This is a genomic window from Atribacter laminatus (genome assembly GCF_015775515.1).
Lineage (GTDB): Bacteria > Atribacterota > Atribacteria > Atribacterales > Atribacteraceae > Atribacter > Atribacter laminatus.
In genome coordinates this window covers 2,238,809-2,251,879 of record NZ_CP065383.1, presented here as the reverse complement: position 1 = coordinate 2,251,879, position 13,071 = coordinate 2,238,809, and the positions used below count along the sequence as shown (strand labels likewise).

Annotated in this window: 12 protein-coding genes, 1 tRNA gene and 1 other RNA gene; 3 read left to right on the top strand and 11 right to left on the bottom strand. The window is 38.2% G+C overall.

Features of this window, described 5'->3' with window-relative positions:
• Positions 1-15: 15 nt before the first annotated feature.
• The 4 genes from RT761_RS10115 to RT761_RS10100 form a co-directional block, all read right to left on the bottom strand.
• Positions 16-1,470: an IS4 family transposase gene (locus tag RT761_RS10115; protein ID WP_218111299.1), complete on the bottom strand. Its 1,455-nt coding sequence runs from the start codon at positions 1,468-1,470 to the stop codon at positions 16-18.
• 144 nt (positions 1,471-1,614) lie between these two features.
• The gene (gene ypfJ, locus RT761_RS10110; protein WP_218111298.1) at positions 1,615-2,457 is read right to left on the bottom strand and encodes a KPN_02809 family neutral zinc metallopeptidase; all 843 of its coding nucleotides are present in this window, start codon (positions 2,455-2,457) and stop codon (positions 1,615-1,617) included.
• Between the two features lie 374 nt (positions 2,458-2,831).
• Positions 2,832-2,907: transfer RNA gene (locus RT761_RS10105), tRNA-Arg, on the bottom strand.
• A 19-nt stretch (positions 2,908-2,926) separates the two neighbouring features.
• Positions 2,927-3,949 (bottom strand): phosphoribosylaminoimidazolesuccinocarboxamide synthase, encoded by a 1,023-nt coding sequence (locus tag RT761_RS10100; protein ID WP_218111297.1) that lies wholly within the window; start codon positions 3,947-3,949, stop codon positions 2,927-2,929.
• A 291-nt stretch (positions 3,950-4,240) separates the two neighbouring features.
• On the opposite strand from RT761_RS10100, the gene hisZ reads away from it, so the two are divergent.
• Genes hisZ through hisD form a run of 3 tightly spaced genes read left to right on the top strand, consistent with a single transcriptional unit; the run spans position 4,241 to position 7,380 of the window.
• Positions 4,241-5,452, top strand: a complete 1,212-nt coding sequence (hisZ, locus tag RT761_RS10095; protein ID WP_218111296.1) for an ATP phosphoribosyltransferase regulatory subunit — start codon at positions 4,241-4,243, stop codon at positions 5,450-5,452.
• On the top strand, positions 5,445-6,086 hold the full coding sequence (gene hisG, locus RT761_RS10090) for an ATP phosphoribosyltransferase (protein ID WP_218111295.1): 642 nt from the start codon (positions 5,445-5,447) through the stop codon (positions 6,084-6,086). Before hisZ ends, hisG begins: the two co-directional genes overlap by 8 nt.
• Positions 6,079-7,380 carry a histidinol dehydrogenase gene (gene hisD / locus RT761_RS10085; RefSeq protein WP_218111294.1) on the top strand — a complete coding sequence of 434 codons (1,302 nt, stop codon included), beginning with the start codon at positions 6,079-6,081 and terminating at the stop codon, positions 7,378-7,380. Before hisG ends, hisD begins: the two co-directional genes overlap by 8 nt.
• A gap of 845 nt (positions 7,381-8,225) precedes the next feature.
• On the opposite strand, the gene speE is transcribed toward hisD, so the two are convergent.
• The 7 genes from speE to smpB all read right to left on the bottom strand — a co-directional run bounded on the left by speE (position 8,226) and on the right by smpB (position 12,758).
• Positions 8,226-9,053: a polyamine aminopropyltransferase gene (speE, locus tag RT761_RS10080; RefSeq protein ID WP_218111293.1), complete on the bottom strand. Its 828-nt coding sequence runs from the start codon at positions 9,051-9,053 to the stop codon at positions 8,226-8,228.
• Positions 9,054-9,056: 3 nt separating this feature from the next.
• Complete coding sequence (gene speD / locus RT761_RS10075) at positions 9,057-9,401, bottom strand: adenosylmethionine decarboxylase (protein WP_218111292.1); 345 nt, start codon at positions 9,399-9,401, stop codon at positions 9,057-9,059.
• 338 nt (positions 9,402-9,739) lie between these two features.
• Complete coding sequence (gene pgeF / locus RT761_RS10070) at positions 9,740-10,483, bottom strand: peptidoglycan editing factor PgeF (RefSeq protein WP_218111291.1); 744 nt, start codon at positions 10,481-10,483, stop codon at positions 9,740-9,742.
• Positions 10,483-10,992: an acyltransferase gene (locus RT761_RS10065; RefSeq protein ID WP_218111290.1), complete on the bottom strand. Its 510-nt coding sequence runs from the start codon at positions 10,990-10,992 to the stop codon at positions 10,483-10,485. The genes pgeF and RT761_RS10065 overlap by 1 nt, the downstream gene beginning before the upstream one ends.
• Positions 10,962-11,633, bottom strand: coding sequence for a DUF1405 domain-containing protein (locus RT761_RS10060; RefSeq protein ID WP_218111289.1), 672 nt, complete (start codon positions 11,631-11,633; stop codon positions 10,962-10,964). Before RT761_RS10060 ends, RT761_RS10065 begins: the two co-directional genes overlap by 31 nt.
• 310 nt (positions 11,634-11,943) lie before the next feature.
• Positions 11,944-12,299: a transfer-messenger RNA gene (gene ssrA / locus RT761_RS10055) on the bottom strand.
• Between the two features lie 9 nt (positions 12,300-12,308).
• Entirely contained in the window at positions 12,309-12,758 is a 450-nt protein-coding gene (gene smpB, locus RT761_RS10050) for an SsrA-binding protein SmpB (protein ID WP_218111288.1), read from the bottom strand.
• Between the last annotated feature and the right edge of the window lie 313 nt (positions 12,759-13,071).

The following is a 13,071-nucleotide window of genomic DNA, read 5'->3' as shown; positions in this document are numbered from 1 at the left end:
ATTCAAATTAATACCTCAACTTTCGCAGTTCAATAATAGCACTTTTTCTCTCAACCATGCTGGAAGACTATTTACAAAATAGATGAGTAGCTCTTTGACTTTTTCTTCTGAAAGGACAAGAATCTGTTTGATGGTCGTCTTCAGGAGCTCAAGAAGAAGAGTGAGTGCTTCCATAAGAGTGATATCCTGAATTTCATCATAGCAGGCATAGAAAAGCTCGCCAAAGGTTCGGGGATCGGTGTTTCTCCGGGCAATAACCGCGAGCATGATATAGCGGATAAAGACGATACTGGTATGGGATACCAGAGCATCATAGGATCGAACCTGAAATTCCCGAGTGAGTTTCAAGACCGATTTCACCATCTTGAAGAAAACCTCGATATCCCAGCGTTTCCCATAGAGGGTGACGATCTCGTCTTCAGAAAGAGACAGATCAGTTGAAAGCAGTGCCAACCATTGAGATTTTTGTTTTTCACTTCGGACAAAGACAATCCGAGCTAAAAGTGGTTTCCCAGTGAGATTGAGATTCACGACACCCGATCCAATGATATTGCCGTGTGGTCTTTTCTGAATTCTGGTGAAAAGAGAGGAAAGAGAAAGAACTTTTCCACCAAAAGAATAGTAAATTTTTGGGGTGTTTTTGAGCATGCACACCACTGATAATCCGCGAAGAGCACATTTGCGGATGAGGGCTGGAAAACTGAACCAACTATCAAAGAGAATAGTTGAGACCAAAGGACAGTGTTTCAAGGCTCCATCCAGGAGGTTGAAGAAGACATCTGGAGCTTTTTCTTGGGATTCTTTCCGAAGACGAGCTCTTTTGTTTCGTCCATCAACGGAGGCATCCATGGGACAGAGCTGGTTTTCTTTTTGGTGAGAACTTAACAATGAAAAAGCAAAGGGAATGAATGTAGCACCATCGGTGAGTCCTAAAGTGAGCATTCTGAAACCCCGACTGAACCGTCCTTGGGCGTGATCATAGAATCGAGAGAGCCCTTCAACTTTCAAGCTCCGAGGCCGTTCATAGGGGGAATCATCCACCACCCAGGTGTAGCGTTTCAAACTGGTAAAAGGAAGGAGCGCTTCAGAGACTACTTTGGTACTCAAAAGAAAGAGCAATTTTCGCCAGCTCCCACTGGTCTTGTGGAGGAAACGGTAAAGAGTGTCTTTCTTTCCTTGGAAAAGGGGATGTCGAGATTGGAGAAGACCAGCAACGTTTTTCTGAGTAAAGACTAGGAGAAAGATCATCTGAAAGACGTCTTTGACTGGGAACCCTTTCTTTTTGTTCATATGGCATTTTCGAAACAGTTGGTTCACTTTAAACTCCTTCATAAAGGAGGAAAACATGGGTAACAAGGTCCTTTCATTTTTCAAATTTTCTGGTAGGATAGTCATGAAGACACCTCTCTCTTTGTGGTGATTGGTTTTTTTCCTTAAGTCAATTCTACCAGAAAGGAGGGGTGTTTTCATTAAAAAACCCTTTAAAATCAAGGTTTTTCAGCATTTATTTTAGTGCGAAAGTTGAGTTAATACTTTAATTGGAGTTTAAATAAAAAGAATAGGGTAAATAAAAATTGTGGGTCAAAAAACTTCTCCCTTTATCAAAGAGGAAATTTATAATACATCAGTGTTAAAAGTGTCGCCATCCTTCAAATTGCCTGACTTGAAACCTTTATAAAACCATCTTTTCCGCTGTTCGGATGTACCATGGGTAAAGCTATCGGGTACAACATATCCTTGAGTACTCTTTTGAATGCGGTCGTCACCAACTGCGCTGGCAGCATTAAGGGCTTCTTGAACATCGCTTTCGTCAAGAAGATCCATTCGATTAACATAGTGCGCCCAGACTCCGGCTAAGTAATCAGCTTGGAGCTCTAATCGAATCATTAACTGGTTAAAATCTTTTTGACTAAGTCGATTACGGTATGACATTATTTCATCGGTAATTCCCAAAAGGTTTTGAACGTGATGCCCCACCTCGTGGGCGATCACATAGGCAATGGCGAAATCACCTGGTGCTTGGAATCGATGCTGAAGTTCATTAAAAAAGCTGAGGTCAATATAAACTCGATAATCTCCAGGGCAGTAAAAAGGACCGGTTGAAGAACCAGCCATTCCACAGGCTGAGTCAACAAAACCGGAATAGAGCACCAGTCGTGGTAAAATATACTCTCTTCCATTTTCTTTAAAAATTGCTGTCCACACATCTTCAATTTCAGCAAGAACTACTGAAACAAACTCAACGAGTTCTTTTTCTTCTTCGGTTTCCTGATAATCATTCGCATATTCTGAATTGGGAATGGAGATTTGATCTAAAATAGCAGAAGGATTCCCACCAAGCAAAGCAAACAATAAGACAACTATTATAGTTCCAATTCCACCACCAATGACTCCTTTGGTTGCTGTCCCTCTCCGGTCTTCTATATTATTACTCTGCCTTCTACCCTTCCAATACATACCTATCACATCCTCACAGTCATTAAAAAAACCATCTCATGATAAAAAACAATCTGTCTATATTACCAAAATTTCGATAACTCAGATTTGCAAATGCGAGAAGATTAAAATCTTTTCTCCAACCAATATTTTAACTTATAAATAGAGTCATGAGTGATGAGCAAAAAAATATTTGTTGTACTGAAAAAACACTTTTTGGAGATTTCAATGTTTTAATGGTATGAAATCAGTAGCAGACAGAAATGAGGGGGAAGTGTTAGTTTTCTCTTTATGCTTAATTTTTAAATATTCAACCTGGCTCTAAATCCAAGCCTTCTCCCGTCAATTGAGATGGAAATAATAACCTTCCTGATGAGGATTATATATTTATAATTTGGTGCGCCCGAAAGGAGTCGAACCTTCAACCTGCGGTTTAGGAAACCGCTGCTCTATCCTTTGAGCCACGGGCGCACAGAAAGACATGTTTATTCTATACAAACTCTTTGATTTCTTCAACTATCTTTTCTAAAGAAGGAACTTCCGAGAACCATTCCCTTCCAGTTATATCTATGGCAATTCTTTGATATATCCAGCCAATTGCCTGGAGAAGCTTTTTCGGTAATGGTTGTGGTTTACTTTTTACGTAATATTTCCAACCAACTGAATAACGAGATTTAATCTGGCTTACTTCTTCATACCATGATGTTTTTCGATAAAACTCTCGAGCGACCTCCTTACTGAGGTGAATTCCCTTCCAGGTGAAACGGCATTCATCGGGGGTACCTAACACATCGACAAACATCAGATTTCTTTCTGGATCGAAAGCTAACTCAATTTTCCCATCCTCGTTCTCTAAACCAATTTTTTTCACTTCATTGCTTATCAACTCGTCAGCAAATGTTAATGTTTTCTTGATATGGTTAATATCCTCAGTATTTATAATATTGAGATCCAGAACGTCGCTCCAAGTCAGGTATCGATCTTGTTCCTCCAACTTAGTTGACACATCGAGAATCGGGGTCGAAAGTTTTTTATCTGGTGAAGGCATTTTTTCCAAACCGTATTCTTTTAAATTTATAGACCCACTCTCGACTCTTTTTCTAAAGCTGGCTCCAAATGGAATGGAATTCCGATATATGAATTCAAAAGGAATGAGAAAATTGGTATGGTCATGGTGATAAACGCCGTAATCATAAGTATCATCACTTTGTGAGGGATGAATTACCTGGACGAGCGAGACATGCATAACAGGAGAAGGACTGGAGAGCTGAGCCAGTTTTTTTGTTTGTCCCTTTTCTTCCAATCCTCGATAGTGGGTCAGGTACCCCAAATCGGTCAGCTTTTCAAAGAAATAGGCTCCAATTAAGCAGAGAGATTCTCCTTTGTAGGGAATATGGTCGGGCATTTCTCCCCAATCAAAAACTGAATAACGATCAGAAAAGATAAATTGACCTTTTCCCATAATATTTTCACGAGGTGATGTTTGAATTAAAAGGTCTTTCACGCTTCCCATGGACAAAATTCTCCTTTCGGTTTGGGATCGCTGATTTTCATTCTGGTATTAGAATTATTATATCTGATTTTGCTGATTTACAGGGGTTTGATTAATAAACCTCGAGGATAGGTTTATTGAAAGACATCTCCCGTTATTGAGCTCTACTCTTCCGAGGTGTAGAATTTCAAGGTGCAATTTAAAAAATTTTATCGAATCCAGATTTATCAAGCCAGCAAATAAGTTAACAAAATAGAATTAATGATACAATAAATTTGTGTTATTGATTTTTCCTGGAAAGGAGAGATTTATTTGGATTTAGTTTTGGGTATGAAAGATAACCATCCCCAAGAAGTTCTTAAAAAAAGAGAAATTGAATTTAAACTTCGACATTTATTCAGTTCCTGGGGTTTTGAAGAAGTTGAAACACCCACCCTTGAATATTATGCTACCTTACAGAAAGTCATAGGTGATGAATTAAAAGAACGGCTTTTTCAATTCATTAATCGTGAAGGAAAATTAGTCTGCCTTCGTCCTGATTTCACGACTTCGATAGCTCGAAAATATAGTAGTGATTTAATTGGCAAAAACAAAACTATTCGAGTTTTTTACGATGGAAAAATTTTCCGCTACCCTTCTTCGCCCCTTCGTACCGAGAGCGAACTCACTCAAATGGGATTAGAAAATATCGGGGATAATTCACCAGCTGTGGATGCCGAAGTGGTTTCCTTGGCAATTATCGCCCTGCAAAAATCCGGAATCCGTGATTTTGCCGTGGATATTGGTCATGTCGGTTTTTTCCGAGGAATACTCAATGCTTCAGGGTATTCATCCAGTTTTCAGCAAAAATTAAAAGCCATAGTGAAAGCGAAGGATTTTATTGCATTGAAAAACTTTTTAGAAAACAATTCTCCAGCAGAACCCAAACTGGTTTCACTGCTTCTTGATTTCCCTTTTCTCCGAGGAAAAAAAGAATTCCTAAATGACATTAATGATAAATTACCGAGAAATCATCAAATCACCGACTCCTTGGAAAGAATAGGAAAAGTTTGGGATATTTTGTCCGATTATGGATTAGAGAAAAATATTTGGGTGAACTTAGGTCTTATTCGGGATTTTGATTACTATTCAGGAATAATTTTCGAGGGTTTCTCACCTTTTTCCGGATCTCCTCTTTTAGCCGGTGGTCGTTATGATGAATTATTTGGTATTTTTGGTCAAGATCGCCCTGCTTGTGGTTTTGCTCTTTTTATTGAACGTCTGGTTGAGGTATGCGAAAAGTCTCAACAGGATATTAACCAAACCTTTAAGTCTTATACTATTTTTTATCCATCCGAGCATCGTAAAGCTGTCTTCATTCTAACTCAAAAGTTACGTAAACAGCTTCGAGCCGTCATTGCCCAAGAACAAAATGATGTTCCCTTTACTCTCAAATTAACTGATGGATTCAAAGAGTACACCTGGACTAACATAAATTGGGATACTATATATGAACAGATACAAGAGGTAATCAAAAATGGATAAACTCACCCTCTGTATCCCTACCGGCCGACTAAAAGATGAAACTATTGTCCTACTTTCAAAAATACCTTCCTGGCCATCTGATTTTAATCTGAATTCACGTAAGTTAATTTTTGAAGATCTATCGCTGCCTTGGAATATCATTCTTTCCCACCCAAAAGACAGCTCTACTTATGTAGAATTTGGCGCTGCCGATATAGGAATTGTTGGGAAAGACATCCTTCAAGAAAGAGGAAACGAAGTCTATGAACTATGTGACCTACAGATCGGTATTTGCCAAATGGTGGTTGCTGGACCGGAAAATCTCTCGGCTGCTGAACTTTTTGGAAAAGATTCCTTAAGGATTGCTACGAAGTATCCCAACATCACTCGCCATTACCTTCAAGAAAAGGGCTTAAACGCTGACATCCTCTATCTCTATGGATCAATTGAGTTAGCTCCAATTATTCGTTTGACCGATGCGATTATCGACTTAGTTTCAACTGGTAAAACTCTTCGGGATAATAAACTGAAAATTATTGAAGAGCTCTTTCCTGTATCAGCCCGTTTAGTTGCTAATCGAATTAGCATAAAAACCAAAATGGAAAGTATTTTTTCATTCGTCCAACAACTGAAAGGAGTAATCGGAAATGAGTGATTTTATAATTCAAACCAAAACCATTAAAGATACCAACACCCTTCCTTCCGAACTCCAAATTGATCCTCGAATTATTTATCGTGAATTAAAGGAAGTTGAAAAGACAGTGCAAGGTATTATTGAAAAGGTTATGAAAGAAGGTGATTCTGGGCTACGAGAATTAACTGAACAATTTGACCATTGTCTAATAAATGATTTTATCATCCCCAAATCCGAGCTGGAATATGCATGGCATCGTATCAAACCGGAGTTTCGAGATACCGTTGAACTCATTGTTCAAACCGTTCGCGATTTTCACAACAAACAGTCAGAACATTCCAAGTGTTTTTCTCGAAACCAATCAATTCTTGGGGAAATTATCTCTCCAATAGACTCGGTAGCTGCTTATGTTCCGGGTGGGAGAGCTTCCTATCCATCGTCAGTAATCATGACAGTCATTCCGGCTCAAATAGCCGGAGTGAAAAATATCCTTCTTCTCACTCCACCCAATTCAAATGGCGTAGTTTCATCAGATATTTTAGGAATTGCCCACTATCTCGGTATCAACAAGGTAGTCCGAGCTGGTGGTGCTCAGGCTATCGCCGCAATTGCCTTTGGTACTGAATCAATTCCCCGAGTTGATAAAATTGTCGGCCCAGGAAATATTTATGTCACTGTCGCTAAAAGGCTTTTATTTGGAATCATTGGCATTGATTCATTAGCCGGTCCCTCAGAAGTAGTCATCATTGCCGATGAAGATTGCCGTCCTGACTGGGTTGCTCTTGATCTTCTCGCTCAAGCCGAACACGATCCTCTCTCCCGGGCAATTTTGTTCTCAACCAGTGATGAAGTTATAATTCAGGTACAAAAATCGATTCAAAAAGAATTAATCGATCATCCTCTTCCCTTTAAAAAAATCATCCCTATTTATCTTTTCCAGGTCGATAATTTATTATCAGCATTTGAATTAACCAACAAAATCGCTCCCGAACACCTAGAATTATGCTGTGCAGATCATCTTCGTCTATTACCCCTAATTCAACATGCTGGGGCAATATTTCTTGGAAATGGAGCACCTGTTGCACTTGGAGATTATGGGTATGGACCCAATCATGTTTTACCAACTATGAGCGGAAGTCGCTTCTGCAGTCCTCTTTCAGTTCGTGATTTTATCAAAACTTCTTCCTACATTTTCCCTCAAAAAGGAGATTCTACGTTAGTTTACTCTCGATATGCCAGCTTGGCGGAGAGAGAGGGTTTCTTTTTTCACCGAAAATCTCTGTTAGCCAGAATAAGCCCTTATGATACACTGTAATACTAAAACTAAAAGAGGATATAAGCCTAAGTTTCGGCATTGGCATGTCATGGCATGCCGCTACACTAATTAAAGATTGATCAAATTGCATTGTGCTCCTCCATTTCTTTTAATCTTTTGTAGGGGCTTGATTTATTATGTCCTTGGCTTTTCAGTATAGACACCCATGCTGCATAGCAGCACCAGATGAGGATGAAAATACCTATCTAAATCCGTCATTGCGAGGAGCGTCTTGTGCGACGTGGCAATCTCTACCATCCACTTAGTCATTCTGAGGAGTCCGGTGTTTTTGCCGGACGACGTAAGAATCTCATCATTTAAAGTATTTATGAAGAAAAAAATTAAAAGATGAGATCCTCACGCCCTCAAAAAGCGAGGGCTCAGGATGACCGATTAAAGGCACACCCCCCTTTATCCCCCCTCAATGGGGGAATTTATAAGATGGTATTTTCAGGATAGACACCCATGCTGCATAGCAGCACCAAATGAGGATAAAAATATTTATAAGCCAATCAATTTCCCCCTTTTAGAAAAGGGGGTTAGGGGGATTTGAATTTATTGGAAACCAATCGAGTCCCTCTTAATCTCCCTTTATCCAAAGTGAGAAAAATAAAAAAGATTGAGCTCAAGAGATTGCCACGTCACTCCGTTCCTCGCAATGACGATTTAGAGTTCCTTCTCCCTTGATAGGAGAAGGTGAGGATGAAAACCAAAGATTCGACATGCCATGGCATGTCGCTACATACAATGAAGACCGGATGCAACAAATCAAGCTCATGGTTTTTCAGGCTTAAACCTCATGCCACTTCGTGTCCTTGTCTAGCGAGCATAAAACTCGACATGCGTTATGGCTTTTTAGATAGCCTTTCTTGCATAAAAGGTGGGAGAGCAAAAGCTGCCCGATGGATTTCTGGAGTGTAATAACGAGTTGGGAAAGAGAGTTTTTTAAAGCTGGCTGCGGGATCCTTTCCTTTTGATGCAATCATATAGGTCCAAATGCCGCCGGGATAGGTTGGAACTAACCCCCAATACACCTTTACCAGGGGAAACATATTTAAACTTTCCCAATGTCTCTGCTCTCTTTCTGGTTGGAAAAAAGGCGGCTCTATTTGTGAAACCAAAACACCATCTTCACTAAGGTGATCATAGACGCTCTGAAAAAATTCTTTTGAAAACAACGGTTCAGCGACACCAGAAGGCAGTGGATCGGTGGAATCCATAACAATAACATCAAATATTTCCTCTGATAAAGCTAAATATTTAACAGCATCTTCCACTAAAACTTCTAATCTTTGGTCATTCCAGTTTCCTAATTCTGGCAGAAATTTGCGGCTTATTTCAATAACAGCGGAATCTATATCAACTAACTTCACTTTTTTAACCGGATGCTTTAAAACTTCTCTTGATGCACCACCATCACCACCTCCTACAATGAGAATCTTTTTTGGTTGTGGATGAGTTAGTAATGCTGGGTGGATCAACATTTCATGATACATAAACTCATCTTTTTCAGTGGTTTGAACAATATCATCTAATAATAAAACTTTCCCATAGAGGTAGGAATCAACAACTTGAATTTTCTGGTAGAGTGAATTTCCCAGAAAGAGGGTTTCTTTAATTTCCAAACCCAAACGATAATGAGGAATATAGTCTTCATAATACCAAAGAGCCATTTCTCAATTAATCCCCCTTTCTAATTCGGCAATTTTGACATCTTCAGGATGAAAATATTTTTTAATTAAAGGTAAACTTTGACTTGGTTCGCTACTGGCTTTTAGAAATATGTCCATGGAAGCAAATTGGTATTCTGGCCAAGTGTGAACCGCTATGTGAGATTCGGGCATTATCATAAGAGCGCTAAGACCATGCGGGTGGAATTGATGAACTTTTAGGACTAATATCTCACTTCCAAATAGGTGGGCAGCATTGGTTAAAAAATCTTCCATGAGCTCAGCATCATTTAAAAAAGATGAATTTATTATCTCTATCATGAGATGTTTGGCCAAATATTCTTTTTCCATTTTATCACCTCATCTTACCTTAACAACATTTTAATCTTAAAAAGACCGTCTCCCGTTTTATTCCTCATCCCTGGTAAGAGAAATCCTTCTTTTCCTCTTCCTAAGTGGGAATTTTCTTTTTCATATTTCTCTCCCTGGTAGGAGAGTTCTCTTTCTTTTTTCTCTCTCCTAATGTGAGATGGTTAAGGTGAGGGGGAAACATGGTTATTTCTTTCAAACTTTGATTTCAAAACACCAAACCTGGATATCAATTCAGGTTTTTTTACTCTCATTCCACTTTCTCTCACCAAGGGAGCAGATAAAGATGAGCATATTTTATACCTTATCAAATTGAATATTTATTTATCATCTTGTGATGATTCATTTAACCGAGCTGCTAACAACATTCTTCCGGTGTTCTTTCCTTCTTTACGGTAGGAGTAAAATAAATCGGTGAAGCAAGAAGTACAATAATTCATATTCTCAATATTTTTAAGGGAAACTCCTGCCATCACGAGGTCAGAAATTATCAATCCCCTTAAATCAACCATGGCTTTCTGCTCGGAAATCGGATGAACAAATTGAGCAGAGGTAATAGATCTTTTTTCAAACTTATCACTCACTTCTTTCCCGACTTCAAAACAACAAGAACCAATACCGGGTCCTATGCCAATGAAAATATTTTTAATCGAACTATTCATGAATTCTATGATGCATTGTAGTGCTTTTAAATGAATATTTTGCTCGACTCCCCTCCACCCAGCATGAATAACAGCGATCACATTCACCGATGGTTCAAACATAAGTATCGGAAAACAATCAGCGACTAATATTCCGATCCAGACATTCATTTGGTTGGTTATTATTGCATCTGCTTCGAATTGCTTTTTATTAAGCAATAAATTTTCGTTTTTAACGACTTGTATCTTAGAACCGTGAACTTGTTTGGGGAGTATGAAATTGAATTGATCCGATTGATTACTTTTGAGAAAATACTCTTGACCCTGATTGGTAGTGATATCTCTTTCATAATGTCGAGTGGTTAAACAGTGAGTGAGCTGAGAAAAAAGCTTTAAAGTTTTAAAGCAAAGAATTCTTAGCATTAAATTGTATCATCTGTTTGATTTTTCATTCGAATAATCCGAGCAGGCACACCGGCAGCAATAGCATTTGGTGGAAGGTCTTTATTAACCAGAGAAAAGGCGGCAACCGTTGTATTATCTCCAATTTCCACACCAGCTAACACTAACGAACAAGCTCCAATCATGACATTTTTTCCGATTTTTACTTTCCCGGTACGAAACTCCTTGATAAGAAATTCATGGGTCAAAATAGTAGTTCGGAATCCTAAAATACTGTTTTCTCCAATTTCTATCAACTCGGGAAAAAAACAATCGAGAACAACCGCCAAGGCTAAGCTGGCACTTTTATGAATTTTGGCTCCTAATGCTCGATATAAAAGGGTTTTTAGGCGTAATGAAGGAGAAAATCCAAAAATAAATATGACCAAGGTATTGAGAATAACCAGAAAAGGATTCTTCACTTTATACCAATAATAAAGACTATTGTTTTTATTAACTTTTAAACGGACTTCAGTTCGCCGCGAACCCATTGTTGTCTCCATTTTATTAAGAATAAAGATAAGAAGAAAACATTCACAAATATATTTTGAGCGATAATGGCGTTAATGCGAGGATCATGAATCATATAGTTTAGATGGGCGGTTGGATAGGTATTCAGCCAATAATCAAAATAGTCATTAACAAATAACCACCCTATTATGACGAATATGATCCCGAGCGTCCATTTTTTAACAAATGGATAAATCAATAAGGATTGTAGAGCCATAATTGCATGTAAAAAAACCAACAACCAGTTTAGTGAGCTCAGCTGGAAAGTTAAAGTTATATTTCCGAACAATGGAATCGCCGTATGAACACCAGCGGGGAGAAACATTTCTGAAAAAAGAGGTATAGTTAAAATTGTCCAAAGACCGTATTTAACCGTATTAGTAATAACTAGCAAGTTTAGAAAATCATTGGATTTTTTGTGTTTAATGAGGATGAAGGCAACTATGAAAAGACTATCATATAGAGGACAATCAGGGACAAAGATCCATTTATACCAAGGTGTAGCAAAAAATTGTTCCCAGTAAAAATAGTATCCATAAATTGCACTGATTATATTTCCAATAATTATAAATATGTAAAGTGGCTGAACATCGTAAAATACATCTACCAGTCGTTTTTTCATGATGAAGTATTATAACATAGAAACCTTACTGGATTAACTAAAACTTGATATATTATAATTTTTCTCAATAAATTGTTCCTTGAAAGAATTGTTATTTATTTATTCTTTTTGTTTTGGATTTGAATTTGGCATTCATCCCCTTTCATGAGAGTGTTTTCATTATAACGGTTTGAGAAAAGTATTTACATCATTATTTGGTGCAATGAAAGCAGTATGGGGATCTATCTTTTCCTTTCATTAAAACATCCTTAAAAAAGAAAATAGCGTAGAGAGAATTCATCTCTACGCTATTATTTATCTACCTTTATACTGGTGGAGGCGGCGGGAGTTGAACCCGCGTCCGAAATTCATGAATCCAATAAGCCTACGAGTGTATCCTCAATTTTGAGTTATCGCCAGTCATCGATCCTTGAGGCGGGGACCTGATAACCCACTATCCCAGGTTTTTCTTATTTCCGGTACCCAGGCGCTTCCGGAAAACCAGTCCGCTGATCGTCACCTCTTCAGCTTAGCGAACGGTGGGCTGAGAGATGTGCTGCCTAATTAGGCAGCGTATGCCAAATTATCGTTGGCGTTTAATCGTTTCCACCTTTTTACGAGCCCCGGTGGAGACCTCGACTCGCCTTATTGAACCCATCCGAATCCCGTCGAAACCATTTCGCCCCCATATCGGATTCATTCTCGATACTTTTGAGCTCTGTGTAGTTCTCTTTCCTGTTCTCGATCTTGAATTTCTTGTCGTCGATCATACAGTTTCTTTGGTTTGACCAAAGCAATTTCGACTTTTGCTCTTCCTCTATCATTAAAGTATAAACGAATCGGAACGATTGTCAAACCCTTCTGTTCGGATAACGATGACCAACGTATCGATTCTTTTTTATGTAATAACAATCTTCGACTCCGTAACGGATCATGATTGTATAAATTCCCAAATACATAGGGAGAAATGTGGAGATTCATTAACCACAACTCTCCATCTTTTCCCCGACAAAAGGCATCGGTCATATTGACTAAATGATTTCTGAGAGATTTGACCTCGGTCCCTTTGAGTTCGATGCCAGCTTCTAAGGTATCAATGATTTGATAAAGATGTCGTGCTTTTCGGTTTTCAGCAATGATCTTCATTTTAAGTTAAACCTTTTTTTACTAATTTTATTCCTTTAAACCTTATTTTTCTCTTTAGTTACAACATTTACTATTATATAAGAAATTATTTTATTCTTTATAGAACAGCATTATAGGTTTACGTCTATTAATCATTTAAAGTTTCAAATCTTTATCATTTTTAAAACCTAAAATTATTATTCTATTCAAAAAATCCCGGAATGATTAATAAACACGTCATCGTGAGGCTTCGTATTCAAAAGTCGTGAGGACCTCATCCTTTTTATTGTTTTACAAAAATTTTTCTAAATGAGATTGCCACGTCACTTCGTTC

Bases quoted from the DNA above. Each gene is read 5' to 3' on its own strand.
- RT761_RS10115 (WP_218111299.1), bottom strand. From the start codon at position 1,470: ATGAAAACACCCCTCCTTTCTGGTAGAATTGACTTAAGGAAAAAAACC.
- ypfJ (WP_218111298.1), bottom strand. From the start codon at position 2,457: ATGTATTGGAAGGGTAGAAGGCAGAGTAATAATATAGAAGACCGGAGA.
- RT761_RS10100 (WP_218111297.1), bottom strand. From the start codon at position 3,949: ATGGGAAGCGTGAAAGACCTTTTAATTCAAACATCACCTCGTGAAAAT.
- hisG (WP_218111295.1), top strand. From the start codon at position 5,445: ATGGATAAACTCACCCTCTGTATCCCTACCGGCCGACTAAAAGATGAA.
- hisD (WP_218111294.1), top strand. From the start codon at position 6,079: ATGAGTGATTTTATAATTCAAACCAAAACCATTAAAGATACCAACACC.
- speE (WP_218111293.1), bottom strand. From the start codon at position 9,053: ATGGCTCTTTGGTATTATGAAGACTATATTCCTCATTATCGTTTGGGT.
- speD (WP_218111292.1), bottom strand. From the start codon at position 9,401: ATGGAAAAAGAATATTTGGCCAAACATCTCATGATAGAGATAATAAAT.
- pgeF (WP_218111291.1), bottom strand. From the start codon at position 10,483: ATGCTAAGAATTCTTTGCTTTAAAACTTTAAAGCTTTTTTCTCAGCTC.
- RT761_RS10065 (WP_218111290.1), bottom strand. From the start codon at position 10,992: ATGGGTTCGCGGCGAACTGAAGTCCGTTTAAAAGTTAATAAAAACAAT.
- RT761_RS10060 (WP_218111289.1), bottom strand. From the start codon at position 11,633: ATGAAAAAACGACTGGTAGATGTATTTTACGATGTTCAGCCACTTTAC.
- smpB (WP_218111288.1), bottom strand. From the start codon at position 12,758: ATGAAGATCATTGCTGAAAACCGAAAAGCACGACATCTTTATCAAATC.